The organism is Silvimonas soli (genome assembly GCF_030035605.1).
Taxonomy (GTDB): domain Bacteria; phylum Pseudomonadota; class Gammaproteobacteria; order Burkholderiales; family Chitinibacteraceae; genus Silvimonas; species Silvimonas soli.
Window position 1 is genome coordinate 1,366,062 of record NZ_CP106736.1, and the last position, 25,599, is coordinate 1,391,660.

The 25,599-nt window shown below is 57.6% G+C and carries 30 protein-coding genes; 10 read left to right on the top strand and 20 right to left on the bottom strand.

Annotated elements, in window-relative coordinates:
- Nucleotides 1-40: 40 nt before the first annotated feature.
- Nucleotides 41-934 carry a 16S rRNA (cytidine(1402)-2'-O)-methyltransferase gene (gene rsmI, locus N7220_RS06210; RefSeq protein ID WP_390901569.1) on the bottom strand — a complete coding sequence of 298 codons (894 nt, stop codon included), beginning with the start codon at nucleotides 932-934 and terminating at the stop codon, nucleotides 41-43.
- Between rsmI and N7220_RS06215 the strand changes: the two genes are divergently transcribed.
- Genes N7220_RS06215 through N7220_RS06230 form a run of 4 tightly spaced genes read left to right on the top strand, consistent with a single transcriptional unit; the run spans nucleotide 929 to nucleotide 3,717 of the window.
- The gene (locus tag N7220_RS06215; RefSeq protein ID WP_283150591.1) at nucleotides 929-2,146 is read left to right on the top strand and encodes a penicillin-binding protein activator; all 1,218 of its coding nucleotides are present in this window, start codon (nucleotides 929-931) and stop codon (nucleotides 2,144-2,146) included. The genes rsmI and N7220_RS06215 overlap by 6 nt on opposite strands.
- On the top strand, nucleotides 2,143-2,502 hold the full coding sequence (locus N7220_RS06220) for a YraN family protein (RefSeq protein WP_283150592.1): 360 nt from the start codon (nucleotides 2,143-2,145) through the stop codon (nucleotides 2,500-2,502). Before N7220_RS06215 ends, N7220_RS06220 begins: the two co-directional genes overlap by 4 nt.
- A gap of 9 nt (nucleotides 2,503-2,511) precedes the next feature.
- A complete protein-coding gene (locus N7220_RS06225; protein WP_283150593.1) occupies nucleotides 2,512-3,102 on the top strand; it encodes a phosphoheptose isomerase in 591 nt (196 codons plus the stop codon).
- A gap of 3 nt (nucleotides 3,103-3,105) precedes the next feature.
- Entirely contained in the window at nucleotides 3,106-3,717 is a 612-nt protein-coding gene (locus N7220_RS06230; RefSeq protein WP_283150594.1) for a BON domain-containing protein, read from the top strand.
- A gap of 81 nt (nucleotides 3,718-3,798) precedes the next feature.
- Here N7220_RS06230 and N7220_RS06235 read toward each other — a convergent pair whose 3' ends face one another.
- On the bottom strand, nucleotides 3,799-4,413 hold the full coding sequence (locus tag N7220_RS06235) for an arylesterase (RefSeq protein ID WP_283150595.1): 615 nt from the start codon (nucleotides 4,411-4,413) through the stop codon (nucleotides 3,799-3,801).
- Between N7220_RS06235 and N7220_RS06240 the strand changes: the two genes are divergently transcribed.
- Nucleotides 4,397-5,113, top strand: a complete 717-nt coding sequence (locus tag N7220_RS06240) for an ABC transporter ATP-binding protein (protein WP_283150596.1) — start codon at nucleotides 4,397-4,399, stop codon at nucleotides 5,111-5,113. The two genes, N7220_RS06235 and N7220_RS06240, sit on opposite strands and share 17 nt — an antisense overlap.
- Nucleotides 5,110-7,572: an ABC transporter permease gene (locus tag N7220_RS06245; RefSeq protein ID WP_283150597.1), complete on the top strand. Its 2,463-nt coding sequence runs from the start codon at nucleotides 5,110-5,112 to the stop codon at nucleotides 7,570-7,572. The genes N7220_RS06240 and N7220_RS06245 overlap by 4 nt, the downstream gene beginning before the upstream one ends.
- Before the next feature lie 80 nt (nucleotides 7,573-7,652).
- Here the strand turns inward: N7220_RS06245 and recQ are convergent, their stop codons facing one another.
- The 10 genes from recQ to rplM all read right to left on the bottom strand — a co-directional run bounded on the left by recQ (nucleotide 7,653) and on the right by rplM (nucleotide 16,763).
- Nucleotides 7,653-9,446 (bottom strand): DNA helicase RecQ, encoded by a 1,794-nt coding sequence (recQ, locus tag N7220_RS06250; RefSeq protein WP_283150598.1) that lies wholly within the window; start codon nucleotides 9,444-9,446, stop codon nucleotides 7,653-7,655.
- A gap of 102 nt (nucleotides 9,447-9,548) precedes the next feature.
- Nucleotides 9,549-10,628 (bottom strand): hypothetical protein, encoded by a 1,080-nt coding sequence (locus N7220_RS06255; RefSeq protein ID WP_283150599.1) that lies wholly within the window; start codon nucleotides 10,626-10,628, stop codon nucleotides 9,549-9,551.
- Nucleotides 10,629-10,759: 131 nt separating this feature from the next.
- Nucleotides 10,760-11,350, bottom strand: a complete 591-nt coding sequence (locus N7220_RS06260; protein WP_283150600.1) for a malonic semialdehyde reductase — start codon at nucleotides 11,348-11,350, stop codon at nucleotides 10,760-10,762.
- Nucleotides 11,351-11,423: 73 nt separating this feature from the next.
- Nucleotides 11,424-12,944, bottom strand: coding sequence for a polyphosphate:AMP phosphotransferase (pap, locus tag N7220_RS06265; protein ID WP_283150601.1), 1,521 nt, complete (start codon nucleotides 12,942-12,944; stop codon nucleotides 11,424-11,426).
- A gap of 111 nt (nucleotides 12,945-13,055) precedes the next feature.
- Entirely contained in the window at nucleotides 13,056-13,406 is a 351-nt protein-coding gene (gene erpA, locus N7220_RS06270; RefSeq protein ID WP_283150602.1) for an iron-sulfur cluster insertion protein ErpA, read from the bottom strand.
- Between the two features lie 107 nt (nucleotides 13,407-13,513).
- Nucleotides 13,514-13,927, bottom strand: coding sequence for a bactofilin family protein (locus N7220_RS06275; RefSeq protein WP_283150603.1), 414 nt, complete (start codon nucleotides 13,925-13,927; stop codon nucleotides 13,514-13,516).
- Nucleotides 13,927-14,640 (bottom strand): DUF6776 family protein, encoded by a 714-nt coding sequence (locus N7220_RS06280; RefSeq protein WP_283150604.1) that lies wholly within the window; start codon nucleotides 14,638-14,640, stop codon nucleotides 13,927-13,929. Before N7220_RS06280 ends, N7220_RS06275 begins: the two co-directional genes overlap by 1 nt.
- Before the next feature lie 9 nt (nucleotides 14,641-14,649).
- Complete coding sequence (gene argC, locus N7220_RS06285) at nucleotides 14,650-15,693, bottom strand: N-acetyl-gamma-glutamyl-phosphate reductase (RefSeq protein ID WP_283150605.1); 1,044 nt, start codon at nucleotides 15,691-15,693, stop codon at nucleotides 14,650-14,652.
- Nucleotides 15,694-15,932: 239 nt separating this feature from the next.
- The gene (gene rpsI, locus N7220_RS06290) at nucleotides 15,933-16,325 is read right to left on the bottom strand and encodes a 30S ribosomal protein S9 (RefSeq protein WP_283150606.1); all 393 of its coding nucleotides are present in this window, start codon (nucleotides 16,323-16,325) and stop codon (nucleotides 15,933-15,935) included.
- Nucleotides 16,326-16,334: 9 nt separating this feature from the next.
- Nucleotides 16,335-16,763: a 50S ribosomal protein L13 gene (gene rplM / locus N7220_RS06295; RefSeq protein ID WP_283150607.1), complete on the bottom strand. Its 429-nt coding sequence runs from the start codon at nucleotides 16,761-16,763 to the stop codon at nucleotides 16,335-16,337.
- A 346-nt stretch (nucleotides 16,764-17,109) separates the two neighbouring features.
- Here rplM and N7220_RS06300 point away from each other — a divergent pair, with 346 nt between their 5' ends.
- Nucleotides 17,110-17,529: an OsmC family protein gene (locus N7220_RS06300; protein WP_283150608.1), complete on the top strand. Its 420-nt coding sequence runs from the start codon at nucleotides 17,110-17,112 to the stop codon at nucleotides 17,527-17,529.
- 122 nt (nucleotides 17,530-17,651) lie between these two features.
- Here the strand turns inward: N7220_RS06300 and N7220_RS06305 are convergent, their stop codons facing one another.
- From N7220_RS06305 to coq7, 3 genes are all read right to left on the bottom strand, one after another.
- Nucleotides 17,652-18,362: an aspartate/glutamate racemase family protein gene (locus tag N7220_RS06305; RefSeq protein WP_283150609.1), complete on the bottom strand. Its 711-nt coding sequence runs from the start codon at nucleotides 18,360-18,362 to the stop codon at nucleotides 17,652-17,654.
- A 43-nt stretch (nucleotides 18,363-18,405) separates the two neighbouring features.
- Nucleotides 18,406-19,260, bottom strand: a complete 855-nt coding sequence (locus N7220_RS06310; RefSeq protein WP_283150610.1) for a formate/nitrite transporter family protein — start codon at nucleotides 19,258-19,260, stop codon at nucleotides 18,406-18,408.
- 162 nt (nucleotides 19,261-19,422) lie between these two features.
- Entirely contained in the window at nucleotides 19,423-20,076 is a 654-nt protein-coding gene (gene coq7, locus N7220_RS06315) for a 2-polyprenyl-3-methyl-6-methoxy-1,4-benzoquinone monooxygenase (RefSeq protein WP_283150611.1), read from the bottom strand.
- Nucleotides 20,077-20,186: 110 nt separating this feature from the next.
- On the opposite strand from coq7, the gene N7220_RS06320 reads away from it, so the two are divergent.
- The 3 genes from N7220_RS06320 to N7220_RS06330 all read left to right on the top strand — a co-directional run bounded on the left by N7220_RS06320 (nucleotide 20,187) and on the right by N7220_RS06330 (nucleotide 22,178).
- On the top strand, nucleotides 20,187-20,756 hold the full coding sequence (locus N7220_RS06320) for a peptidylprolyl isomerase (protein WP_283150612.1): 570 nt from the start codon (nucleotides 20,187-20,189) through the stop codon (nucleotides 20,754-20,756).
- 43 nt (nucleotides 20,757-20,799) lie between these two features.
- On the top strand, nucleotides 20,800-21,303 hold the full coding sequence (locus tag N7220_RS06325) for a peptidylprolyl isomerase (RefSeq protein WP_283150613.1): 504 nt from the start codon (nucleotides 20,800-20,802) through the stop codon (nucleotides 21,301-21,303).
- A gap of 77 nt (nucleotides 21,304-21,380) precedes the next feature.
- The gene (locus N7220_RS06330) at nucleotides 21,381-22,178 is read left to right on the top strand and encodes a UDP-2,3-diacylglucosamine diphosphatase (protein ID WP_283150614.1); all 798 of its coding nucleotides are present in this window, start codon (nucleotides 21,381-21,383) and stop codon (nucleotides 22,176-22,178) included.
- Here the strand turns inward: N7220_RS06330 and N7220_RS06335 are convergent.
- From N7220_RS06335 to dnaQ, 5 genes are read right to left on the bottom strand one after another with little or no spacing between them, the layout of a single operon-like run.
- The gene (locus tag N7220_RS06335) at nucleotides 22,163-23,083 is read right to left on the bottom strand and encodes a homocysteine S-methyltransferase family protein (RefSeq protein ID WP_283150615.1); all 921 of its coding nucleotides are present in this window, start codon (nucleotides 23,081-23,083) and stop codon (nucleotides 22,163-22,165) included. The genes N7220_RS06330 and N7220_RS06335 overlap by 16 nt on opposite strands.
- 50 nt (nucleotides 23,084-23,133) lie before the next feature.
- Entirely contained in the window at nucleotides 23,134-23,607 is a 474-nt protein-coding gene (gene ispF / locus N7220_RS06340; protein ID WP_283150616.1) for a 2-C-methyl-D-erythritol 2,4-cyclodiphosphate synthase, read from the bottom strand.
- A complete protein-coding gene (locus tag N7220_RS06345) occupies nucleotides 23,604-24,101 on the bottom strand; it encodes a GAF domain-containing protein (protein WP_283150617.1) in 498 nt (165 codons plus the stop codon). The genes ispF and N7220_RS06345 overlap by 4 nt, the downstream gene beginning before the upstream one ends.
- A complete protein-coding gene (gene ispD, locus N7220_RS06350; protein WP_283150618.1) occupies nucleotides 24,094-24,813 on the bottom strand; it encodes a 2-C-methyl-D-erythritol 4-phosphate cytidylyltransferase in 720 nt (239 codons plus the stop codon). The genes N7220_RS06345 and ispD overlap by 8 nt, the downstream gene beginning before the upstream one ends.
- Complete coding sequence (dnaQ, locus tag N7220_RS06355; protein WP_283150619.1) at nucleotides 24,810-25,547, bottom strand: DNA polymerase III subunit epsilon; 738 nt, start codon at nucleotides 25,545-25,547, stop codon at nucleotides 24,810-24,812. Before dnaQ ends, ispD begins: the two co-directional genes overlap by 4 nt.
- Between the last annotated feature and the right edge of the window lie 52 nt (nucleotides 25,548-25,599).

The window sequence follows — 25,599 nt, forward strand, 5'->3', positions numbered from 1 at the left end:
GCGGATTATCAACCAGAGTGCGAAAACTGGCAAGTGCTTATTACGATTCCGTGTCGATTTCTTCGTCGTTCTGGTTATCGGCCTTGAGCGATAGCGCGCGCTCGTACAGGGCATTGCGGGGAGCACCGGTAATTTGCTGCGCCAGCGCGACGGCTTGTTTGAGCGGCAACTCAGCCATCAATGGGCGCAACACGTGGTCGTGCGCATTGGCTTCATCTGGCTCGGCCGGTGGAGCGGCGTCGATCACGATGACGAACTCACCACGTTGCTGGTTGGCGTCGGCCGTGGCCCAAGCCAGCAGTTCACCCAGTGGAGCGCGGCGCAAGGTTTCAAAGGTTTTGGTCAGTTCGCGCGCGACCAGTGCGATGCGGTCTTGTCCAAAGCCGTTGGCCAGATCGTTCAGCGTATCCAGAATGCGGTGTGGCGCTTCATAAAATACAGTGGCATAAGGCAAGCCCGCCAGCGGTGCAATCGCATCCTGACGTTGCCGGGATTTAGGCGGCAGAAAACCGTAAAACAAAGTGTGCGGGCACATGAAACCGGCGCCGCTCAGGGCCGTGGTTAAAGCACTGGCGCCCGGTACTGGCACCACTTTGAAACCTGCCGCGTGTACGGCCGCTACCAGCTGCGCACCGGGGTCAGAAATGGCTGGCGTTCCGGCATCAGAAACCTGGGCGACGGTTTCTCCGGCGGCCAGGCGGGCGACCAGTTTTTCAGACATGGCGCGTTCGTTGTGCTCACGCAAACTGATCATTGGTGTGGTGATGCCAAAATGCTTGAGCATTTGACCGGTAACGCGGGTGTCTTCTGCGGCAATGACACTGACGGAACGCAGAATCGTCTGCGCTCGGGGCGTCAAATCCTGTAGATTTCCGATGGGCGTAGCCACCACATATAATGAAGACTTACTGACAGCAAAAGGCTCTATATGCACGCTCGGGTTCTCCCTGCGGTAATGCGCGGTGTAGCGGCCGTACTATACGGTGTGGCCTTGCTGTCGACCAGCGCGGCGCATGCAGAGCCCGTTGTTCGCACCCAGATTGCTTCGAGCCCGGCGCAGCTTGCTGCCAGTGCAACTGCCGATGCCTCGCAGCCAGCGGATGAAACCGCTTCTGCTCCAGCCGCCACTCACAAGGGCGGCAATTTTATAGCGGTAATCTTGCCCGCCAAAGCCAAAGCCTGGAAACCCGCCGTTGAGGCGATCAAGAGCGGCTTGTTTGCCGCCGAATCAGCCTTGTCGGACGGAGACCAACCACCCTTACGCATCTTTGATACCACCGACACGGACGACGATATCCTGGCGCAATTCAACCGGGCCATTAGCCTGGGTGCAGCAGCGGTGATCGGGCCGCTGACCAAAAGCGCTGTTAACAATATCGGCGATAATGGCCATTTTGATATTCCGGTTCTGGCGCTGAATAGTTTTGATAGTAATACCCTGCACCGCCCCGGCTTTTACAGTTTTAGCCTGTCGGTGGAATCCGAAGCGGCCCAGGTCGCACAACAAATGCGGGATGACAGCTTTACCCACCCCGTCATCGTTACAGTCGATGGTGCGCTGGCGCAACGCATGACCCAAGGGTTTACTGATGGCTGGCGCAGTGCCAATCAAACCATTGTCCCCATTCTGAAAACTACGGGCAAAGATTACGCGCAGCTCAAAGCCCAACTGGATATCGACGGCGCAGACGCGGTGTTTCTGGCCATGGATGCGCGCCAGGCCCGCAAGATCAGACCATTTATCGGCACTACGCGTGCTATCTATGCCACCAGCCAGATCAATATCGGCAAACAACCCGCCACAGCGCTGCTGGACTTGGCTGGTATCCATTTCCTGGACATGCCGTGGATTACCCAACCCAATACGCCAGAATACAAAATCTATGAACACGCACGCTCGCCTTCAAATGACCTGGAGCGCTTGTTCGCCATGGGCGTCGATGCCTGGAAAATAACCGCGGCCTTGCTCGATACGCCGCCAGACCAGCTGGGTATTACCGATGGTTTGACGGGCAGCTTGCACGTTGATGCGACCAGCACCATACAGCGCTCGCTGGTGCCACAAGTGCTGACAGTGCAGATTCCCAATGCCGAAGCTCCCGGCTATACCGAGGCCCCCGCCTCTGTTCCGTCCACGGAACAATGAACCGCACCGGAGAAAACGCCGAAGCCCGCGCTGCTGATTATCTGGGCGCAAACGGGCTGGTTATCATCGAGCGCAACTGGCATTGCCGCTTTGGTGAGATCGACCTGATTGCGCACGACGGCGAAACACTGGTATTTGTGGAAGTTCGTCAACGCAGCAACCGGCGCTTTGGGGGTGCGGCGTTCAGCATCACCCCGGCCAAACGCGCCAGATTGCTTGCCACTTCGGCCCTTTATCTGGCCCAATTGCACCCCCAGCCACCGTGCCGCTTTGATGCAATCTGCATTGAAGGATCGGCGCTGACGTGGTTGAAGAACTGTATTGATGCCACTGAAGATTATTCAGCGAGCTACTAAGGAATTTGAATGGATTTGATGCAACGCGTGCGCCAGCACTTCGACGACAACATTACTGCCGCTGAGCTAACGCGGGAAATCCTGTCGCCGCAGATTGCGCAAGCAGCCGAGCGCTTGATGCAGACGCTCATCGCCGATGGCAAGATTCTGACCTGTGGTAACGGTGGTTCGGCGGCCGATGCCCAACATTTTGCCTCGGAAATGGTCGGCCGCTTTGAGCGCGAACGTCCTGGCTTAAGCGCCATTGCGTTGTCTACCGATACCTCCGCAATGACCGCCATCGCTAACGCCTATGACTTTGACATGGTATTTTCCCGCCAGGTGCATGCTGTGGGCCGGGCAGGCGACGTACTGCTGGCGATTTCGGCTTCGGGGAACTCCGCCAACGTCATCTCTGCCATACACGCAGCACATGATCGGCAAATGAGCGTGATCGCGCTGACAGGACGGGACGGCGGGCAAGTAGCCGACATCCTCTCCGGTGATGACACCTTGCTGTGCGTGCCGGTCGAACGCACGGCGCGAATCAAAGAAATGCATGTCACCATCATTCATGCGGTGTGTGACGCTATCGATTACTTGTTGTTAGGGGGCGAATAAAACATGACCAGATTGATCAACAAAAAGCATCTGGCCGTTATCGGCGCAGCCGTATTGCTGGGCCTGCAAGGATGTGTGCCATTGGTGTTTGTGGGCGGGGCTGCCGTGGGCGTCCTGGTCGGCACTGATCCGCGTCCGGCCGAAACCATGAAGGGCGATCTGGATCTCGGGGGCAAAATCAGCGCCACCATTATTGATACCTGGAAAGATCAGGCGCACGTTAACGTGAACACGTTCAACAGCAATATCCTGTTGACTGGCGAAGTCCCGGATGAAGCCGCCCGCGCCCGTGTACAACAGATTGCGCAAAGCCAGACTGGCGTGCGTCACGTTTACAACGAGACGGTGGTTGCCCCGCTTTCTTCGACCACAGACCGCCTGAATGACACCCAACTGACCACGCGCGTTAAAGCGTCGATCATCGGTCAGGGCGGCGATACCAGTGGTTTCCACTTGATGGTGGTGACCGAGCGCAAAGTGGTTTACCTGATGGGCATCGCCAAACCTGATGTGGCCAATCAGTCCGCACAGGCCGCTAGCCTTGTCTCTGGTGTGGAACAGGTCGTGAAGCTGGTGGAATTCCAGCCACAAGGCCCGGCGGATCGCGCTAACTAAGCGCGGGGCTGGCCTCTGGAACAAACAAAAAGGCGCGAAGATTCGCGCCTTTTTGTTTGTCTGCGCCCTGCGAGTTCACGACTACAACAGCGGCGCCAGGTCCTTCTGTATCTGTTTGGCCAATAGTGGTTGTCCAGCAGCAGTGGGGTGCAGTTGATCAGCCTGGAACATCTCCGGATGCATCACCACCGGAGCCAGCAGGAACGGCGTTAGCCCGGTGCGATATTTTTTTGCCAGCGTTGAATACATATTGGCGAACTGTTGGGTGTAATCCGGGCCAAAGTTGGGTGGCAGTTGCATGCCCACCAGATGCACTTTCGCGCCAGAGGCTTGCGCCAGCTCAATCATCCGGGCAAGGTTGTGCTGCGCAACATCCAGCGGCAAACCACGCAAGCCATCGTTGGCGCCCAGCTCCAGCACCACCAGTTTGGGCTGATGCGCTTTGAGCGCCGCTGGAAAACGCGTCAATCCGCCCGCTGTGGTTTCACCGGACACACTGGCATTGACGACGCGATATTGTTTGCTGGTACCGGCCAGATCGCGCTGCAGCAAGCTGGGCCACGCCTGGTCTGCCGCAAGGCCATAGCCCGCTGATAGACTATCGCCAAATACCAGAATGACTGGCGCCGGTGCCACGGCGTAAACCGCCTGACTCAAGAACAGGATCAAAGCAGCAACAATGAACGATATACGCAACGGACTTTCTCCTGACATGCTGACTGTGACCAAACTGGGTAAACGGGTTACTGCCGGTGATGAAACCATCGACATTCTGCACGAGATCTCGTTCACGCTCACGGCGGGTGCCAGTCTGGCCATCGTCGGAGCGTCTGGTTCCGGTAAATCGACATTACTGTCTTTACTGGCTGGACTGGACACCCCCAGTCACGGCGAAGTGCTGCTGGCTGGCCAGTCATTAACCCAACTGGATGAGGATGGCCGTGCCCGCATGCGGGGTCAACATGCAGGATTTGTATTCCAGTCCTTCCAGCTGTTACCCGAATTATCTGCACTGGAAAACGTCATGCTGCCGCTGGAGCTGCTTGGTAAAAAAACCAGCACCGACGAAATGCGCCAGACTGCCCAGAGCTGGCTGGATCGCGTCGGCTTGGGCAAGCGGCTGGCTCACACGCCACGTACCTTGTCTGGTGGCGAGCAACAACGGGTCGCGCTGGCACGGGCCTTTGTCACGGGTCCGGATATCCTGTTTGCTGACGAACCCACGGGCAGCCTGGATAGCCACACCGGCGAACACGTGGCCGAGTTGTTGTTTGAACTGAATCGCGAAACCAATACCACGCTGGTGCTAGTCACTCACGACGAAACCCTGGCCGCCCGTTGTGGCTCCCGTTTGCGGCTGGAAGCGGGCCGCATGATCGACTGGGTTAACGCATGATCCGGCTGACCTTGCGGCGCTTCTGGCGTGGTCTGGCAGCGGGCGACTATCGCACTTTGCTGGCGGCGTTGATTGTCACCATTGCGGCGCTCACTGCCGTGGGACTACTCACCGGGCGCATCGGCGGCTTGCTGAACGCCCAAGCCAATAATTTGCTGGCGGCCGATGCAATTCTCTCTACCGATCACCCGATTTCTGCCGAGCACGAACAAAGCGCGCATCAGGCACGGTTGCGCACCGCCAACAGCGCGGCGTTCCCCAGCATGGTCAGCTTTAATGGCAAAACCCATCTGGCCGCGATCAAGGCGGTCAGCGCTGGGTATCCCTTGCGCGGGACTGTGACCTTGCTGGATGGCAAATCCATCAAACCGGCAGTGGGTATACCGGCCAGCGGCCAGGCCTGGATCGATCCGAGACTGGCGGCATTGTTGGGTTTGCGACCAGGTTCGGAATTCCAGGTGGGTCGCAGCACCTTGCAGGTTGCCGCTTTACTGGATAAAGAACCCGACGCAGCACTGGATTTCTCCAGTCTGCAACCGCGCTTGATCATGAACGCTGCGGACCTGCCAGCAACCGGCCTGATCGGCTTTGGCAGCCGGGTGCGCTATCGCCTGCTGGTGGCCGGGGCAGATGCCGACGTTGCGCTCTGGAAGACCAATACCCGCGAGCATCTGCAGCGCGGCGAGCGGCTGGAAGACGTACGCAATACCCGGCCTGAAGTCAAAGTGACACTCGAACGCGCAGAAGACTTCTTGCGTCTGGTGACCTTACTCGCCGCCGCACTGGCCGCCGCTGCCGTGTTGCTGGCAGCCCGCCGCCATGCACTACGCCAGACCGATGCGGTAGCGCTGTTTGTGGCGCTAGGTGCATCGCGACGCCGAATTGCACTGATGCTTTGGACAGAACTGATCATCCTTTGGCTAGCGGCGGTACTGGTAGGTGGCGCTCTGGGCTGGGGCTCGCAAGCCGGGCTGGGCTGGTTGGTACGTGACCACTTGCCCGCGCCATTGCCGCCTGGTGATTGGTGGCACTGGCTTATCGCCTCGTTACTGGGCGGCATTTTGTTGCTCGGGACGGCTGGCCCGGCGCTGTTGCAACTGGCCCGTACACCACCATTGCGCGTGCTGCGGCACGACAGCACTGCGCCACCCGCATTGTGGGCAAGCTGGCTGCTGGCGGGCATCTGCGCCATCGCCCTGCTGTTCTGGCTCGGCGGCAATCTCAAACTCACGCTGATCGTGCTGGGTGCAATGGCAGCGGCGTTGATCGCTGCGGCGATTCTGGGTTGGGGTTGCCTGGCGCTGTTGGGGCGCTTTAGCCGTGGCTTTGCGGCGCGAATCGCCCTGCGCCAGCTGCTACGGCGCCGCTGGTTGTCTATGGCGCAAATGGCTGCACTGGCGATGGGGCTGTTGGGAGTCTGGTTGCTCACCGTGGTTGAAAACGATTTGTTGAGCAGTTGGCAAAGCCGGATTCCGGAGCAAGCGCCCAATCAATTCGCCATCAACATCCAGCCCAACCAGTCGATGCAGTTTATGCATGCTCTGAATGCGGGCGGAATTGCCGATGTGCATCTGCAACCGATGATACGCGGGCGCTGGACTACCCAGAACGGCCATCCGGTGCAGCCAACCCAAATGTCGGAAGATCGGGCCCGCCAACTGGCCGAGCGCGAATTCAATTTATCCTGGGGCGACACGCTGCGTGAAGATAACCGACTGGTGAGTGGCGTCCCTCTGCGTGAATCCGAACCCGGTTTTTCAGTTGAGGCCGGGCTGGCAGAAACGCTCAAGATCAAGCTTGGCGATCAGCTGACCTTCGATGTGGCCGGCACCCCCATCACGGCCAAGGTGATCAACCTGCGCAAGGTGGATTGGGATTCGTTCAAGGTTAATTTCTTTGTCACCGGCACGCGGGCGCTGTTCCGCAACCTGCCCGCCAGCCTGATCACCAGCTTCTATCTACCGGCCAATAACGCCACGCTCATACCGCAACTGGTCAATGCCTTCCCGAACGTGACGATCATTGATGTGGGCGAAGTGCTGGCGGAAGTGCGGCGGGTGCTAGGGCTGGCAACCAGCGCCTTGAGCATGGTGTTCATGTTCTGCCTGGTGGCCGCAGTGGTGGTATTGATAGCAGCGCTGGAAACCACCGCGCCCGAACGCCAACGCGAGGTGGCCATTTTGCGGGCGCTCGGTGCGCAGCGACGGCATATTGCGGCAATTCAGCGTTGGGAGGGTCTGGCGATTGGCGCAGTCGCCGGGCTGGTGGCGGGTGTAGGGGCCAGTGCTGCTGGCTGGTTGCTGGGCCAGCAGGTGTTGAACCTGCCAGTCACCTTCAATTTCTGGCTGCCACTGGCAAGCTTGATCAGCGGCGTGCTGCTGGCCAGCGTGGTTACCACGTGGGAGCGACGTCGGCTTAACCGGGTTACTGCGCTTGAATTGCTGCGTGATCCGGCCTGAGGCGGCTCGACCTGGTTACTGGCGTTGACTCGGACACACAAGAGACTGATTTGCCTGCAGTGCCAGGCAAATCAGGCAAATCAGGCAAATCCCGCGATCACGTCGAGGAAGTCCGTGCCGTATTTTTCCAGCTTGCGGTCACCCACACCGGATATCCGCGCCAGTTCGTAGCGATCGGCCGGGCGCAGCCGTACCATCTCTTTGAGCGTGGCGTCACCAAAGATCACGTAGGCTGGCACGTTCTGTTCGTCGGCCAGTTCTTTGCGCCGCCGCCGCAACGCCGCCCACAAATGCTTGTCTTCAGGCTCGGTAAACTCGACATCACGATCACGCACGCGAAATTTCTCGGTGCGGGCGCGCAAATACAGCGGCGTCTCGCCCCGTAAAATGGGTCTGGCTGCGTCGCCCAAGGCCAGACCACCGTGCCCGTCCCCGCTCACCTGCAAGGCGCCAGCGGCCAGTAGCTGGCGGTAAATGGCACGCCAAGTGGGCTCATCGACATCTTTGCCAATACCGAAGGTGCTGATGCTGTCATGTGACCAGCTTTTGACTTTGTCGTTGGTCTTGCCGCGCAGCACATCGACCAGATGGCCAACGCCAAAACGGTTGCCAGTCCGAAATACACAGGACAACGCCTTGCGCGCAGCTTCGCTCATGTCATTGAGTTGTGGCGGATTCAAGCAGTTGTCGCAGTTACCACAGGGTTCAGTGCGTTCGCCAAAATAGCTCAACAAAGCCTGACGACGGCAGCCGGTGGCTTCGCATAACCCGAGCATGGCATCCAGTTTGCGGCGTTCCACCTGCTTCTGCGCGTCGCCGCTGTTCCCCTGCTCGATCATTTCGGCCAGCATCACCACTTCATTCAAGCCATAGGCCATCCATGCGGTTGCGGGCAAACCGTCACGGCCAGCACGACCGGTTTCCTGATAGTAGTTTTCGATGGATTTAGGCAAATCCAGATGCGCCACAAAGCGCACATCAGGCTTGTCGATGCCCATGCCAAAGGCAATGGTTGCCACCATCACAATGCCTTCTTCCCGCAAAAACAGCTGCTGGTGCTTGGCGCGGGTAGAGGCATCCAGACCAGCATGGTACGGGAGTGCCTTGATTTCGCGCTCACGCAGCCACGTCGCAGTTTCTTCTACGCGCTTGCGTGACAGGCAATAAACAATGCCCGCGTCACCTTCATGCTCGCGCCGCAGCATGGTAAGCAACTGATCACGAGCGTTTTTCTTTTCAACAATGGTGTAGGTGATGTTCGGGCGGTCAAAACTGGTGACGAACTGACGCGCGTTCTGCAACGCCAGTCGGTTGACGATTTCTTCACGGGTGGCGTGGTCTGCCGTGGCCGTCAGGGCGATGCGCGGCACACCAGGAAATTGCTCTGCCAGCACTGACAAACCCAGATATTCCGGACGGAAGTCATGTCCCCATTGCGACACGCAATGCGCTTCATCAATGGCAAACAGGGATATCTGGGCTCGCTGCAGCAAGGCCATGAACGACGGCGTCACCAGCCGCTCTGGCGCGGCGTACAACAATTTGAGATCGCCATTGGCAAAGGCTTGCGCGACTTCGCGTGATTCGTCCTGACTCAAGGTGGAGTTCAGAAACGCTGCCGCAACACCCAGTTCCTTGAGGGCGTCGACTTGATCCTGCATCAGCGCGATCAGCGGTGACACCACAATCGCGCAGCCAGGCAGCGCTAGCGCCGGAATCTGATAACACAAAGATTTGCCGCCGCCGGTGGGCATGAGGACCAGCGCATCACCGCCGCCCACAACTTGCTGGACGATATCAGCCTGCATGCCGCGAAATTCGCGGTAACCAAAGACATGATGCAGGATTTCGAGGGGAGCTGGACGGGCGGACATGGGCGCTAACTGCAGGAAAGAAGCGATTGTACCGCACCCGGCCAGCGCGCCGCTGAATCATGGACAAACTGCCAGCGCCACCCTGCCCTTGCGCCTGAATGCTCAGGCAAGGTGTTGGTGCAGATGCAATACCGAGAGAATCGACTCATCGAAGAATTCGCCACGCTCATCCAGCTGTTGCAGTTGGGTTTCGAGTTTCTCTAGCGTGGTATGGCCAGCGGCAAAGCGGTCGCGGACTTTTTTCATGGTCTGGATACGCGCGATGATTTGCGCGCGGCGGGCTTCAATTTGCTTGCGTTCGCGTCGAAAAGCGCCCAATGACAGGTTGAGCCAGAGAATCAGCCCAAACGCCACCCACCACCATTCCAGAAACAAGGCCGCAATGGCGATGATGATAAGAAACAGATACCAGATCTGGTCGCCCTGCTCAAAATCGGAGAACCACACCGACGGCGCCGGCCAGCGAAAAGACAAGGATTCGCGGATATATGCATCGTCAACCGCATCCTTTTTCTTGCGCGCCAGAGCCATGTCGATGGCTACGGTAATGAACCATTGAGAAACCAGCCGGCAATGCAGCCACGGTGTTTGCAGATAAGACTGGATACGGTCGTTGAATTCTTGCTGGAAGGCCGCCGAAGCCAGCGGTGGTACCGCGTCGTTGAACGGCTGCCCTTGCACGTGCTGTACCAGCAACGGAAAACCTGCGATGTCAGTCAGGGTACGGCGCCGCGATTCCAGCGTTTGCTCGCTGACGGTGGCCGCCGGGTGATTGAGCTTGATGTAGTGCTGCAACAACGTTTCCAGCTGACTGAAGTCGGGTTGTTTGCCAGGCTGTTTAGCCAGTAGCTGCCGGATTTTACTCACTTCGGCGCGCACGGCTTGCGCTATCGGTTCGGCCTCGGGCACCCATGGGTGGCGCAGCAAGGATTCAGCCTTGAACAAGCTGTCGTCGTAATGCCGCTCAAAGGCATCAAAGAACCGCTTGAACTCTTCTTCGTCATGCAGCTTGTTGCCGCTGCTCAACGGGGCTGTGGGCGGCGCGCGCCGGAGATCCACCAACACGCGTGTGACCATGGATTCCAGTTCCGGCGCAACGCCGGCAGTGGCAAACAATGGGTCCAGTTCATGCTTGCGGCTGCGCCACTCTTCCAGCGCTCTCCAGACACTCCAGTCGCTCATCGTGCTTGTGTCTCCCCAAGGTGGATGCGTTGCATCCACCGACCTGCGCCTGATCCCGACTGGGGATCGGCGCTGGCATTATCATTTTTCTGTAAAACGGTATTGATCAATTTAGCCAGCAAACCGGCGGATCAGTCGATACGGCAAGCTTCGTCGAAATCCAGACGCGGATTGCGCGGGTGCAGGTAAGTATCGTCGCCATAACCCAGATTGATCAGGAAGTTGGATTTCCAGGTTGTACCGGCCAGGAAGGCGGCATCGACTGCGGCATTGTCAAAACCCGACATCGGGCCGCAATCCAGACCCAACGCGCGGGCTGCGGTGATCAGGTAGCCGCCTTGCAGACTGCCATTGCGAAAAGCCCCGCCTTGAATCATGGCGTCGTTGCCAACAAACCAGCTGCGGGCATCGGCTTGCGGGAACAGCTTTGGCAGTTTTTCGTAGAATTCCATGTCGTGCGCCACGATCACGGTCACGGGCGCAGCCATGGTTTTATCCACGTTACCGGGTGCCAGTGTGGGCTTGAGCTTTGCTTTGGCTTCCAGCGACTTTACAAATACAAAGCGCGCTGGGGAAGAGTTGGCCGACGTGGGTGCGTAACGCAACAGCTCATACAAGCGCTTGAGCGTTTCATCGGTCACCGGGGTGTCTTTCCAGTGGCTATGGGTACGCGCTTCAACAAACAGTTGATCAAGCACGGCAGCATCAAGAATTGGCTTCATACGCATTTCTCCAACGGACATGGCGGATAAACAGTCATACAGGAGAGATCACCCATCCCGGGCGGCCTCACGATTATTTTTTCTTGCGCGAACCGGCCGTTTTGTCAGACGGGCGCTTGCGTAGCCGGGCTTCGATGGCGTCGCACAGCGTCTGCAACACGGCAATTCGCGCATGATACTTGTTATTGGCACCGATCAGGTGCCACGGTGCAAATGGGGTGCTGGTGCGCTCGACCATATCGCTGGCAGCCTCGATGTACTGGCTCCACTTCTCGCGATTGCGCCAATCGTCATCGGTGATTTTGAAGCGCTTGTACTCAACCCGCTCGCGCTCCTGAAAGCGCTTTAGCTGCTCATCCGGATCAATCGCCAACCAGAATTTCACCACAATGACATTGGCCGCATCCAGTTGCATTTCAAAGTCGTTGATTTCGTTGTATGCGCGCATCCATTCGGCCTGGCTGGCAAAACCTTCAATGCGCTCAACCAGCACCCGGCCGTACCAGGTTCGGTCAAAGATGCTGAAGCGACCATGGGCCGGCACATGGCGCCAGAAGCGCCATAAATACGGCTGCGCCTTTTCTTCGTCGGTAGGTGCTGCAATGGGCGTCACCCGGTACTGCCGTACATCCAGTGCCTCGGTGATACGGCGAATGCTGCCGCCTTTGCCGGCCGCATCCATGCCCTCGAATGCCACGGCGACCGCCAGCTTGCGAAACCCGGGCTCGCGGCACAGACGGTTCAATCGACCTTGCAATACTTCCAGTTGTTCAAGATAAGCGGGTTTGTCGAGTTCGTGATTGAGTTCGAGTGTGTCGAGCAAACGCACACCATCCACCGGTGGCAGCAAAGGCGGCGCATCGATCCGGCTTTCGCCTGCATTGCCGCGGGCCAGATGATGCTCCAGCGCCTCCTGCAGTTGTCGTCCAACCGACAGCGCACGGAAGTTGTCATTGGAGCCCTCGACCACGCGCCATGGGGCATCGGCCAGATTGGTCGCCATCAACAGCTTGCGGGCCATATCCACGTTTTGCTGGTAGTGCTTCAGGTAAGCGTGGTCTTCATCGTTAACTCGCCACGCGGTGCGCGGATTACCGGCAAGCGTTTGCATCCGCGCTTTGAGCCCTGCATGCGGCAGATGCAGCCAGAACTTGAGCAACAAGGTGCCCTCGCCAGCCAGCATCCTTTCAAACCGTACCAGCCGCTCCGCTTCGCGCTCGAGCAAGGCCTGATCTTTTTGGTGCTCTCCCGCCCAGATCGGTCCGGTATACCAGCCACCAAACAGAATGGCGATCTGGCCTTTGGGCGGCAAAGTCCGCCAAAAGCGATACATTTCCGGACGAGCAGCTTCTTCATCCGTGTGCGCACCAAAGGCGTGAGTGGAGATATGACGCGGGTCCATCCACTCCATCAACTGATTGGCCATTTCGCCCTTGCCCGCAGTCGGCACGCCACTCAGCAAAATCACCACCGAGCGGTCTGCCCGCTCATGCAACTGATACTGCAAGTCCAGCAAAGCCTCGCGCAACTTGGGCTCTTCTTCTTTGTAAACGGCTTTGCTGATTTTGTGCCCGAGCTCTGCGGCTTCAAACATGATGTTTTCCTGTTACTGGCGGAACCCCATTATGGCGCGACAAAGCAAAAAAAAAGGAAGTCCGAAGACTTCCTTTTTTGATCAGGCTGCAGTGTGCAGCGTGCTTGATGTTCAGGCAGAGAACGAAGAACCGCAACCGCAAGTCGACGTCGCGTTCGGATTCTTGATAGTGAACTGCGAGCCCTCAAGGCTTTCCACGTAATCAATCTCGGCACCAACCAGATATTGGTAGCTCATTGGATCAACCAGCAGAGTCACGCCACTTTTTTCCACTGCGGTGTCATCTTCATTGACGATTTCGTCAAAGGTGAACCCGTACTGGAAGCCCGAACAACCGCCACCGGTCACAAATACGCGCAGCTTCAGACCGGGATTACCTTCTTCCTCGATCAGCTCGCGCACTTTGCCAGCTGCGGAATCGGTAAAAATGAACGGGCTTGGCATTTCGGCTACCGCATTCATGGGATGCTCCTGCAAATAGTTGACTAATATAGTGGGATTATCCGCCCGGCACGCCGTACGGTCAATCCATCTTGGCGCAGCGCATCACCGTCAATACGATGCCACGCTCACACTTCAGCAAAGGCTTTGCTCTTTTCCTTGCCTGGCTCTGGCGTAACCACGCGAGCGCCAGCCATTGGAATCAACCGGCCTTCAATCACCGCGCCCGGATGCATTTCCAGGGTTTTGTAGGTGAGATCGCCAATCACGCGGGCTTTGGGTTGCAATTCAACAAATTGCGAGACCTCAATCGGCCCTACCACTTCGCCATTCAGTACAAGATGGCTGCACCGGACGCTACCTTCAACCTTTGCTTTTTCCGAGACGACGAGCGTGCCATTTTTTTCATCGGCCGCCACCACACTGCCGCGAACAGTGCCATCAATGCGCATGCCACCGGCAAAAGCGACGTCGCCACTCACTGAACTACCCTGGCCAATCAGGCTATCAATCCGCTGACTACCTTTTTTGTTCTTGAACATCACGTTGCTCCCGGTTTTTTCTGACATTGCGCCAATGTGGTCTTGGCATCCTTGACTCCCAGCGTGGCCACAAACGCCTCTGGCTTGGCCCCTGCTGGTAACGTCACATCCCCTTCAAGGCGCTGGTAGTGCTTCACCCGCACCGCTTGCTCTGGAAATTCGATACGAACGGTTTTGTTACCTGGTTTGTTGAGCGCCACGATATTGAGTACGCCATCAAACTCAGGCGCACGATCAACACCTTGCACGACAGTCAACCGGTAGTGCCACAGGTTGTTGCCCCCGGCTTCAAACTCGCAGGAGGCAAAACTGACTGTGTGCGTCCGATCATTTGCGGTCAACAATGTTTCAAAAAAGGCCAGCCGCTCATGACTGCTCGCCAGATCCTGTTGTGCATTGGCCAGATCGCTGGCCAGAGCGGCGCGTGCGGCTTCCGCGATCTGCAGTTGCTGCCCTTTCTCGGCCAGCTGCGCGTTGGCTTGGGCCAGCGCACTGGCATTGGCCACCACCGCTTTGGCCGCATTACCCAAGCGCACGCGCTCTTGCTCCTGACCCGAGTGATAGCCCCACCAGACTCCAGCCACGACTGCCAGCACCAGCGCGCCAATCAGCGCGGTCAGTTGCAGTAGCCGACCCGGCAAACCCAGCGCCGGGCGCACGGACAATGGCGCGGCAGTAAGCCGCGCCCTTTGCAGACGGTAAAGCCGTCGCATGGTCGCCACTTATGGCAACAAAGGAACGATGTCCAGACCCTGACGCTCGGGCAAGCCGAACATCAGGTTCATGACTTGCACCGCCTGCCCGGATGCGCCTTTAACCAGATTGTCTTCCACCACCAGAATCACCAGCAAATCACCATTACCCGGACGATGGACCGCGATACGCGCGATATTGGAGCCGCGCACCGAACGTGTTTCCGGCGTTGCGCCTGCGGGCAGCACGTCCACAAACGGCTCGTCGGCAAAACACTCTTCAAACAGTTTCTGGAAATCGGTATCGCGCGCTTCAGGCAGGATGCGGGCATAAAGCGTGGAATGAATGCCACGGATCATCGGCACCAGATGCGGCACAAAGGTCAGATTGACCGGCGCACCATGAATGGCAGTCAGGCCCTGGATCATTTCCGGCTGATGGCGATGACCCTTCACGCCATAGGCTTTGAAATTGTCGCCCGCTTCGGCCAGCAGTGTACCGACTTCAGCCTTGCGGCCAGCACCGGAAACACCGGATTTGCAATCGGCGATCAGGGTCTGGGTGTCGATCAGTTTTTTGCCGCCTTTGAGCAAAGGCATGTAACCCAGTTGCACCGATGTCGGATAACAACCGGCCATGCCAATGATGCGGGCTTGTTTGATGGCTTCACGGTTAACCTCTGGCAAGCCGTACACGGCTTCAGCCAGCAGATCAGTACAGCTGTGTTCCATGGCGTACCATTTCTGGAACTCGGCCGCGTCTTTCAGACGAAAATCTGCCGCCAGGTCGATCACCTTTACGCCGGCATCGACCAGTTCGCGGGCTTGCGCCATGGCTACACCGTGCGGCGTGGCAAAGAACACCACGTCGCACTGTTTCAAATCGGACTCTTCCGGCGAAGAGAAGGCGATATCCACCGAGCCACGCAGGCTGGGGAACATATCAGCGACCGGCATACCGGCTTCTTTGCGGGAAGTGACTGCTTTAAGCTCGATGCCACCATGACGGGAAAGCAGGCGCAGCAACTCCACTCCGGTGTACCCGGTGCCGCCAACAATACCAACCTTGATCATGTTGCTTCTCCTTCAGCTAAAAAGTCAGACCAGCGATTCTAGCAGACTAAATCGCTTACCTTACTGTCATATCGGACGACCAACCGGACGCAAATCCGCCTGATCGGGCCGCTCGTCCGTATCCGTGTTCAGGGCAATAACACAGAGCGCGTGGACTCGCGAGTGACGCAAACCGCACCAGAAATGAAAAAAACCGCCACGAAGGCGGTTTTTCTTGAACGCAGAGCGCTCGAAGCGGATTAACGCTTGGAGAACTGCTTGCGACGACGTGCTTTGCGGAAGCCGACTTTCTTACGTTCGACTTCACGAGCATCACGTGTCACCAGACCGGCTGCCTTCAGAGCTGGCTTGAGGTCAGCATTGAAGTCGATCAGGGCACGGGTGATACCGTGACGCAGTGCACCGGCCTGGCCAGTCTCACCACCACCAATCACGTTAACCAAGATGTCGAATGCTTCCAGGTTTTCAGTGATTTGCAGCGGCTGACGAACAACCATGCGGCCAGTTTCGCGAGCGAAGTATTGGTCCAGCGGCTTGCCGTTGACCACGATGTTGCCAGTACCCTTAGCCAGGAACACACGAGCAACTGCGCTCTTGCGGCGGCCGGTACCGTAATAGTATTTACCTACCATGGTCGATCCTTAGATATCCAGAACTTTCGGCAATTGCGCGGTATGCGGATGTTCAGTACCTGCATACACCTTCATCTTTTTGAGCATAGCGTAGCCAAGGGGACCCTTAGGCAGCATGCCCTTCACTGCGGTCTCGAGCACACGGCCCGGGAACTTGTTTTGCAGTTCGGTGAAGGTACGTTCGTAGATACCGCCCGGAAAGCCGGAATGGCGATAGTAGATTTTAGAGGTGGCCTTGTCACCGGTAACGCGCAGCTTATCTGCGTTAACCACTACGATGTAGTCGCCCGTATCAACGTGCGGGGTGTATTCGGCTTTGTGCTTGCCACGCAAACGCTTGGCGATTTCAGCCGCGAGACGACCCAGCACTTTGTCAGTGGCGTCAACGACGTACCACTCGCGCTTTACCTCGTGCGGCTTGGCAGAATAAGTTTTCATAACTGCTCGTGTCCACAATTTCGATTTGGAGAAAGTCGCGGATTTTAGCCCCGTATTCAAGGCGCTGTCAAACCTATTCGGGTTAGCGGACAAGAATTATATCGGGTAGCAGTAAAAAAAACGCAATCCAGGGAGTGGATTGCGCAGAATTCCACCAAAGAAGGAGGATGGAGGAGACAACATCAAGGCAGGCCCCGACGTTGCAATTGCAGTATATGACAAACAAATACGGCATTTCAAGCATTTTTGTTGCAGTGCGGCAATACGCCAGGCGGCGCCCTTGCTGGCAAGCGCAGGCTTGGGCGCGCTACAATCCAGCCCGAACCTACCTACCTTGGAATCTGCGATGAAAGCACGTTTGAAATGGGTTGAAGCGGTCAGCTTCCTGGCCGAATCCGGCTCCGGTCATGCCGTTCTGATGGACGGCGCCCCGGAAGGCGGCGGTCGCAACCTGGGTCCGCGCCCCATGGAATTGGTATTAATGGGCACCGTTGGCTGCACCACGTATGACGTTATCCATATTCTGAAGAAGAGTCGCGCCGATGTGCGCGATTGCGTAGTTGAAGTGGATGCCGACCGCGCGGACGAAGATCCGAAAGTTTTTACGCGGATTCACTTTCACTTTGTGGTGACTGGCAAAGCACTCAAGCCGGAAGTGGTGGAACGGGCGATCAAGCTGTCTGCAGAAAAATATTGCTCGGCGTCGATCATGCTGGGCAAAACAGCGGATATCACGCACGACTTTGAGATTCGTGAAGCTGACTGACCCCCACGTGTTGATCGCCGTCCGGCGCAGGTCGGCAATAGCCAAAAGAAAAGCCACGATCAAGTCGTGGCTTTTTCCATTTTTTTATACGTTATAAATAGCTTCACTACCGGCAGCCGCATTCAGGCTGTCGCATCTTCCGTGCCAATCGCAAAATCCACTGCTGCCTGTGCATGCAATGCCGTGGTATCGAAAACCGGCAAAACCGAGTCTTGCTGCCCGATCAACAGTGTGATTTCAGTACACCCCAGAATCACCGCCTGAGCGCCACGCGCAGCCAGATCGCCAATCACGTTCTGGTAAATGCGCTGCGAATCCGGGTTGATCACGCCATGACACAACTCATCATAAATAATGCGATGCACCTGCTGGCGATCAAGCTCGTCGGGAATCACCGTCTGCAGCCCATACTTTTCACGCAGTCGCCCAGCGTAAAAGGCGTGCTCCATGGTGTAGCGAGTTCCCAGCAAGCCAACGCGCTCGACTCCCGCCACTCGCAATGCCCGCCCGGTGGGATCGGCAATATGGATAAAGGGTACGTTAATGGCTTGCACAATCGGTTCGTAAACCCGGTGCATGGTGTTGGTGGCAAGAATCACCAGTTCAGCACCACCGCGCTGCAATTGCGCCGCCGCAGCGGCCAATTGCTCGCCCAAGCCTTCCCAGTCTCCGGCACGCTGGCTCGCCTCAATGGCAGCGAAGTCCAGCGTCAGCATCAGGCTGGGTGCGTTGTGATGTCCACCCAGCTTTTCCTTGGCGTAGCGGTTTAACAACCGGTAGTACTCCGCCGAAGATTCCCAGCTCATCCCACCAATTACGCCGATGGTTTTCATTGTTGCTCCGTGCAGTTCAGGCTGAAATCAACCTGCCTGCCATTCAGGGCACCAGGTCGGGCACACATGCCGCATTCGGCATTTCGGCTTTGGCTGCAGTTACCGCAGCCTTCCGCCGCGGCAGATAGATCAAGGCGTACGGCAGGCCAATCAGCAGGGCGCCGCCCGCCAGATTACCCAATGTTGCCGGGATCAGATTGGCAAAGACAAACTGGCTGACGCTGATATCGGCGCCGGCCATCATCGCTGCAGGAATAATAAACAGGTTGGCGATACTGTGCTCCATACCCAGGGTGACAAAGGCCATCACCGGGAACCAGATGCCCAACATGCGACCCAATGTGTCTTTGGCCGAATAACCCTGCATCGAAGCGACACACACCAGCAAGTTGGCCAACATACCCTTGGTGAAGGTCATCCAGAACGGATGCGACACTTTGCCGTTAGCAATGGTAATCAAGTATTGAGTTGCGGCGTCTGTGGTCAGCAAATGGGTTTCCAGGCCGAACACCCAGGCAGCGGCAATTGCGCCAACTGCATTACCCGCAAATGAGATTGCCCAGAAACGGCTCAGCAAACGCCAGTCGATCTCGCGTCGCCACCAGGACACAAAACCGCCGGCACAATTGGAAGTGAACAAATCAGCGCCGGTCAGTGTCACCGCAATAAAGCCCAACGGGAACACTGCACCAAACAGAAGCTTGACCAGCCCCGGGTTGCTGGCTGCCAGCCCAGTCGAACCTCCGGCTACTTCCATTGCCAGCAACGTACCCAGGCCAATAAACATGCCGCCGAGCACGGCCATCAATCCAAGGCGCCACGTGGGAGTGGTTGCCTTCTCCGCACCGTGGTGCGACATGTATTCAACTATTTCGGCTGGGGTGCGTATTTGCGACATTGGGGCGCCTGCAAGGTCAGATTGGTATGACATGCAGTTATACGCGGCCACTTTACCCGGCTGCTGTGAACAATTTCCGGTTATGCCATGTGAATAAGCCGACCTTTGATTGATATCAAATTTAGGCTGTGAATTAGTGCCGAACTAGCTCGTTTGGCCGATTTACAAGCGGTACGACAGAGATGTCATTACCTTGGATGTTGTTGCCATCAAACCGGCCACCGGTGCAGGCAGTGGTGCCGCGCCCAGTTGCATGGCTTGTTCCGCATGACCCAGTTCATCGGTATGCATTTGCTCGACCACGGCGCGGCTTTTGGCATCTTGCGGCGGCAAGGTATGCAGATGCGATTGTAGATGCGCGCCGACCTGACGTTCGGTCTCGGCCAAAAAGCCCAGATTCCATTTGTCGCCAATCACGCCCGCTGCGACACCCATGGCCAGACTTCCGGCATACCAGAACGGGTTTAGCAGACTTGGACGGCTGCCTAGTTCCTGCAAGCGACGCTCAGTCCACGCCAGATGTTCGACTTCTTCATGCGCGGCTTGCTTGAGCGCTTCCCGCGCCTTGGGATCACGTGCCGTCAATCCTTGCCCTTGATACAAGGCTTGCGCGCAGACTTCGCCACTATGATTCACCCGCATCAAACCGGCCGCGTGTGTTTTGTCGGCTTCGCTCATTTCGGCTTCGTCGATGTGGGCATCCGGATGAGCACGTTCACTGATTGCCGGTGCCGCCAGCGTACGCAGCATCACGTCAAACTCATTGATCAGGCGATCAACCGAAGGCAAAGCAGGCAGTTTGGGCAGCGGCAACATGGCGGGGACTCTTGGTTTTGCGGCAATTAATTGCGTGCCATTCTAGCGCAATGGCGGCATAGCGGCCCGTGATATCATTGCCGCTCTTGTCCCTAACCGAGTCACGATGCATGAAAAAGTTCTTGCTGGCACTGGGCCTGACGCTGATCGCCAGCGTTGCCGCAGCTGCAAATCCGCAAGTGGTGCTTGATACCGCCAAAGGCCAGATCACCGTCGAGCTGTATCCCGATGCAGCCCCGGCGTCTGTCGCCAACTTCCTGCGATATGTGAAAGAGAAACACTACGATGGCACTATCTTTCATCGGGTAGTGAAAGATTTCGTGGTGCAAGGCGGTGGTTACGATCCAAAAATGAGTGAACGCCCGACCAATGCACCGGTCAAAAACGAGGCAGAACACGCGTTCAAAGCCGGGCTGAAAAATGATCGCGGCACACTGGCCATGGCCCGTACCAATGATCCTGATTCGGCAACCAGCCAGTTTTATTTCAATCTGAAAAACAATGACTTCCTGAACTACCCTGGCCGCGACAATTATGGCTATACGGTGTTCGGGCGTGTAATCAAAGGCATGGATGTGGTCGATGCCATTTCCGCCGTGCCCGTTTTGCCTGGTGACTTCCCGGCTACTCCGGTACTGATCAAAAGCGTGCGCGTTGAAGGCGCCGCTGCCGGTAAATAATCCAACCAATCAATCTGTTAGCAGAACCTCAAAGGACCCCATCATGGCGACTAAAGTCAAGCTCTCTACCACTCTGGGCGATATCGTGCTGGAACTGGACGAAGTCAAGGCACCGAAAACGGTAGCCAACTTTGTACAGTACGTACAAGACGGTCATTACAACGGCACCGTGTTTCACCGCGTGATTGATGGCTTCATGATTCAAGGCGGCGGCTTTGAGCCCGGCCTGAAACAAAAACCGACCCGCGAAAATATCGAGAACGAAGCCGGCAACGGCTTGAAGAACGATGCCTACACCGTGGCCATGGCACGCACACCAGAACCGCATTCGGCCTCTGCGCAGTTCTTTATCAATGTCAGCGACAACGACTTCCTCAACTACAAATCGCCTACTCCGCAAGGCTGGGGCTATGCCGTGTTCGGCAAGGTAGTTGAAGGCAAAGACGTGGTTGACCAGCTGAAAGGCGTGAAAACCGGCAATAAGGGTTTCCACCAGGACGTGCCGCGTGACGACGTGCTGATCAACAGCGCCGAAGTACTGGCCTGATCCTGCCATCGGCCCAGCTGGCCGGTTAGTAAAAAAAGCGCGGCTTTCATGCCGCGCTTTTTGTATGCTCTTGCCCCATGACCCTGTCCAAGACCCTGTTCATCTCTGATCTTCATCTCTCGCCCGCCGACCCGGCAACGGCGCAGGCGTTCCGGCGCTTTCTGACGCAGCAGGCGCGGCATGCCAACCAGTTATATATCCTGGGTGATCTGTTCGAGATGTGGATCGGCGACGATCAGCTAGACGAACCGTTTTACGCAGAGGTCGCCGCGAGCATCGCAACGCTGGCCGATCAGGGCGTTGCGGTGTTTTTCATGCCTGGCAACCGGGACTTTGTATGCGGCACGCGCTTTGCCCAAGCCGCCAAACTGCAAATTCTTACTGATCCCTCGGTGATTACGCTGGCCAACCGGCAACGCGTACTGCTGGCGCATGGCGACGCTTATTGCACCGATGACGTCGCGTATATGCGATTCCGTCGCATTATCCGCAATCCATTGGTCCGCATGATCTGGCTGGCCTTGCCGTTTGCCTGGCGTAATCGCAAAGCCGGACAACTGCGCCAGCAATCTTCGGCGATGAATCGCAACAAGATGCGCTCAATCATGGATGTCAACGCTGCGGCGATCGAAAACGCGCTGCGCAGGGCACAAGTGGATACGCTGATCCACGGCCACACTCACCGCCCCGCCCGTCACCAGGAAGCGGCTGGTACGCGCTGGGTGCTACCGGATTGGTACGCCGGAGTGGGCGGTTATCTGCAATGGCAAGACGGCCAATGGCAGATGTTGACGCTCAACGATACGCCGCTGCTTGACGACACTGGCAAGCCGTTGCCAGACAGCCTGCCGCCAGCGCATCAATGGTCGGAGTGAGTCTGGTCGATCAAACGATGCACGCAGGCGATATGATCCGGCCCGATGCCGCAGCAACCGCCAACAATACTCACGCCCTCGTCCAGCCATTGCTGCGCCCAGCGTGCGTAGCCTTTCGGATCGAGATCCGGGCGTAACTCATCCAGGCCATCATTGGCTTCGGCATCGGTTGATTGCGGTGGGAAGGCATTGGCATACACGCCAATCGGTAATGGCACGCCCAGTTGCGCCAGCGTGGTTTGCGCGGCCCGCACTGCGGCGCTCATCACTTCAGGCTGGCTGCAGTTGAACAAGACAGCTGCGGCAGCTTGTTCCACCGCCACCGTGACTGCTTGTTCAACGGTTTCACCAGAACGAATCCGCGAAATACCTGCGCCAGGGTTTTCATCGGCCAGGGTATAGGACACCCACAGCGGCTTTTGTTCGCCAGCGGCATTGAGCGCAGCCCGCACGGCGAGGATTTCAGCAGTGGTGCTTTGCGTTTCAGCCAGCCAGAAATCAACAAAGGGCGACAAGCCCCCGATCAGGCAGGCCAGAATCCGGTCGGCCTGCTGCCGGTCGAACAAGTCAGCCCGGTAAGAGCCACAAGTCGGCGGCAACGATCCGGCTACGCGCACAGGATGAGTAGCATCGTTGGCGGCATCACGCGCCAGTTGCCCGGCCAGCGTCGCCAACTCACGCCCTTCCACCGCAAACACCGCCTCTCCGACATGAAACGGCACCACGGCGTAACTGTTGGTGGTGATCACCTGCGCGCCAGCGGCGATGAAATGATCATGCACGGCGCGCACGAAATGCGGCGCCTCAATCAGCGCCAGCGCCGACCACTCTGGCTGGCGAAACGGCGCGCCAATGCGATTCAGTTCGCGGCCCATGCCGCCATCCAGCAAAGTCACTTCACGCATTGCGCACCGCCTGGTGATTTATTTGACGCTTAACGAGCGGAGCCACGCCTTTAGCGCGGCAACAACAAACAGACAGCTTGAGCTTCGACGGCTTCAGACGCACCGACAGGGCCGAGTTTTTCGTAAGTCTTGGCTTTTACATTCACTTGCGTGACCGCCACGCCCAGGTCAGCGGCAATATTGGCAACCATGGCTGGAATATGCGGCGCCATCTTTGGACGCTGGATCAAAATGCTGGCGTCGACATTGCTGACCTGCCAACCGGCTTCGGCCACTCGCCGCACGGCTTCGCGCAGCAAAACACGGCTATCCGCACCTTTGAATTCGTCAGCGGTATCCGGGAAATGCCGGCCAATATCTCCTAGCCCGGCAGCACCGAGAATGGCATCGGTAATGGCATGCAGCAGCGCGTCAGCATCAGAGTGGCCGAGCAAGCCCAGTTCGAACGGGATATCCACCCCGCCCAGAATCAGTTTGCGACCTTCCACCAGCCGGTGCACATCCCAACCCTGACCGATTCTCATACGGTTGCCTCGATCTTTGCAGCAGTCATAACAGCCATTAGCCGCTCCAGCCAGTAGCCGTCTTCCTGGTCAAAAGTCGCCAGTTCAGTGCTGTCCACATCCAGTACGCCAGTCACTTTGCCTGCGGCATCATGCAGCGGCACAACAACTTCAGAGCACGATAGCGACGAGCAGGCGATATGACCAGGAAATGCATCCACATCTGGCACCACCAGCGTTTCATTGCGCGCCCAGGCACCGCCACACACGCCTTTGCCAAAGGCAATGCGGGTGCAAGCGATGGGGCCTTGAAACGGTCCAAGCACCAGTTGCTCGCCCACTACGCGGTAAAAACCAATCCACAACCAGCCAAAGGTCTGTTGCAACGCCGCGGCCGTGTTGGCCATGCGGGCGATTTCGTCGTGTTCACCATCCAGCAAAGCGACCAGTTGGCATTCCAGCGAGGCGTAACGTTCGGCCTTGCTGCCAGCTTCAATTACCAATGTTTCAGCCATGCGTTGGCTCCTTGTTTATTTGTTCGCGTGCGTCACGCAGGATCAATGCTGCCAAGTGCAGATCTTGCGGATAGGTCACTTTGAGATTCCACGGGCTACCAACCACCAGTCGCGGCGCTTTCCCGGTTTTTTCGATGGCGCTGGCTTCGTCGGTGATATCCGGACCAGCACCGCTCACCAGCGCGTCGTGCAAAGCCTGCAAGCGGAACATCTGCGGCGTTTGCGCTTGCCACAAACCATCGCGCGAGCGGGTCTGGGCGATGCGCTGATCGGCAGTGGCGGCCTTGAGCGTGTCGGCCACCGGCACGGCCAGAATGCCACCGACCGGGTCATCGCGCAGTTCGGCGATCATGCTGGAAACCAGCGCGGGCGAGATACACGGGCGGGCGGCATCATGCACCAGCACCCAAACGTCCGCTGCATGACCAGCGGCACGTAAAGCTTCAAGGCCATTGCGCACGGACTCAGCGCGGCTATCGCCACCACAGCGCAGCGGCAATAGGCGCGCAAAACCCTGCCAATCCAGTTGATCCCAGTGCTCATCATCTGCCGACAATACCACCGCAACGATATCGATCTCCGGCACCGCGTGCAGCGCGGCGACGGTGTGCCGAACCACGGCTTGACCGCATAAATCCAGATATTGCTTGGGACTGGCAGCGCCCATGCGGCTACCGCTGCCAGCAGCAGGCACCAGCGCGATGCAGGTCATTGCCCGGCCTCGGGCGTAACCGGCGACTCGATGGCCCGCCACAGACACTGGCCTTTAATGGCCTTATCCAGATCATCCAGATAAGCATTGTGTGCGGCCAGTTCCGCTTCGCTGGGCTGTTGCACGCGCAAGGGCGCACGCGATGCCCGCGCCAGCGCCAGGCTGGCGGTACCGGCCGGACTGTCATCTACCTGGAAGTCGATCAGCAAACTGTCCTGGCCGCGCGTAAGCGCCAGGTAGACTTCCGCCAGCAACTCGCAGTCGATCAGTGCGCCGTGCAGCACCCGCGCGGAGCGATCCACTTCAAAGCGGTCACACAGTGCATCCAGGCTATTGCGCTTGCCCGGAAACTGGTCTTTAGCCATGGCCAGCGTGTCGATCACGCCCGCCACGTAATCACCGATCTTGCCTTTACCCAAACGGCCAAGCTCGGCGTTCAAAAAGCCCACATCAAACGGCGCGTTATGGATGATCAACTCGGCGCCGGTGACGAAGGCGAGAAAGTCATCAGTGATTGCCGCAAATTTGGGTTTGTCCGCCAAAAACTCGGTGGTCAGCCCGTGGACGTTCAGTGCGCCCTCTTCGCTGTCACGTTCAGGGTTGATATACAAATGCAGCGTGTGCTCGGTAACGATCTTGCGATCGATCATTTCCAGCGCGGCGATTTCCAGAATGCGGTTGCCGTCGTCAACGCGCAGACCGGTTGTTTCAGTATCAAGAATAATTTGGCGCATGATGGCTATATGGCTTCTGTCTGGCCCGGATTCAATCCGGAAAGAGTGATTG

Coding starts and splice junctions, on each gene's coding strand:
- erpA (WP_283150602.1), bottom strand. CDS start 13,406: ATGAATGCGGTAGCCGAAATGCCAAGCCCGTTCATTTTTACCGATTCC.
- N7220_RS06230 (WP_283150594.1), top strand. CDS start 3,106: ATGACCAGATTGATCAACAAAAAGCATCTGGCCGTTATCGGCGCAGCC.
- coq7 (WP_283150611.1), bottom strand. CDS start 20,076: ATGTTGCCGCTGCCCAAACTGCCTGCTTTGCCTTCGGTTGATCGCCTG.
- pap (WP_283150601.1), bottom strand. CDS start 12,944: ATGTTTGAAGCCGCAGAGCTCGGGCACAAAATCAGCAAAGCCGTTTAC.
- N7220_RS06335 (WP_283150615.1), bottom strand. CDS start 23,083: ATGCGTGAAGTGACTTTGCTGGATGGCGGCATGGGCCGCGAACTGAAT.
- N7220_RS06245 (WP_283150597.1), top strand. CDS start 5,110: ATGATCCGGCTGACCTTGCGGCGCTTCTGGCGTGGTCTGGCAGCGGGC.
- N7220_RS06260 (WP_283150600.1), bottom strand. CDS start 11,350: ATGAAGCCAATTCTTGATGCTGCCGTGCTTGATCAACTGTTTGTTGAA.
- N7220_RS06300 (WP_283150608.1), top strand. CDS start 17,110: ATGAAAGCACGTTTGAAATGGGTTGAAGCGGTCAGCTTCCTGGCCGAA.
- recQ (WP_283150598.1), bottom strand. CDS start 9,446: ATGTCCGCCCGTCCAGCTCCCCTCGAAATCCTGCATCATGTCTTTGGT.
- N7220_RS06275 (WP_283150603.1), bottom strand. CDS start 13,927: ATGTTCAAGAACAAAAAAGGTAGTCAGCGGATTGATAGCCTGATTGGC.
- dnaQ (WP_283150619.1), bottom strand. CDS start 25,547: ATGCGCCAAATTATTCTTGATACTGAAACAACCGGTCTGCGCGTTGAC.
- N7220_RS06305 (WP_283150609.1), bottom strand. CDS start 18,362: ATGAAAACCATCGGCGTAATTGGTGGGATGAGCTGGGAATCTTCGGCG.
- N7220_RS06240 (WP_283150596.1), top strand. CDS start 4,397: ATGAACGATATACGCAACGGACTTTCTCCTGACATGCTGACTGTGACC.
- rpsI (WP_283150606.1), bottom strand. CDS start 16,325: ATGGTAGGTAAATACTATTACGGTACCGGCCGCCGCAAGAGCGCAGTT.
- ispD (WP_283150618.1), bottom strand. CDS start 24,813: ATGACCTGCATCGCGCTGGTGCCTGCTGCTGGCAGCGGTAGCCGCATG.
- N7220_RS06280 (WP_283150604.1), bottom strand. CDS start 14,640: ATGCGACGGCTTTACCGTCTGCAAAGGGCGCGGCTTACTGCCGCGCCA.
- rplM (WP_283150607.1), bottom strand. CDS start 16,763: ATGAAAACTTATTCTGCCAAGCCGCACGAGGTAAAGCGCGAGTGGTAC.
- N7220_RS06215 (WP_283150591.1), top strand. CDS start 929: ATGCACGCTCGGGTTCTCCCTGCGGTAATGCGCGGTGTAGCGGCCGTA.
- N7220_RS06325 (WP_283150613.1), top strand. CDS start 20,800: ATGGCGACTAAAGTCAAGCTCTCTACCACTCTGGGCGATATCGTGCTG.
- N7220_RS06330 (WP_283150614.1), top strand. CDS start 21,381: ATGACCCTGTCCAAGACCCTGTTCATCTCTGATCTTCATCTCTCGCCC.
- N7220_RS06345 (WP_283150617.1), bottom strand. CDS start 24,101: ATGGCTGAAACATTGGTAATTGAAGCTGGCAGCAAGGCCGAACGTTAC.
- N7220_RS06220 (WP_283150592.1), top strand. CDS start 2,143: ATGAACCGCACCGGAGAAAACGCCGAAGCCCGCGCTGCTGATTATCTG.
- N7220_RS06310 (WP_283150610.1), bottom strand. CDS start 19,260: ATGTCGCAAATACGCACCCCAGCCGAAATAGTTGAATACATGTCGCAC.
- argC (WP_283150605.1), bottom strand. CDS start 15,693: ATGATCAAGGTTGGTATTGTTGGCGGCACCGGGTACACCGGAGTGGAG.
- N7220_RS06225 (WP_283150593.1), top strand. CDS start 2,512: ATGGATTTGATGCAACGCGTGCGCCAGCACTTCGACGACAACATTACT.
- N7220_RS06255 (WP_283150599.1), bottom strand. CDS start 10,628: ATGAGCGACTGGAGTGTCTGGAGAGCGCTGGAAGAGTGGCGCAGCCGC.
- N7220_RS06320 (WP_283150612.1), top strand. CDS start 20,187: ATGAAAAAGTTCTTGCTGGCACTGGGCCTGACGCTGATCGCCAGCGTT.
- ispF (WP_283150616.1), bottom strand. CDS start 23,607: ATGAGAATCGGTCAGGGTTGGGATGTGCACCGGCTGGTGGAAGGTCGC.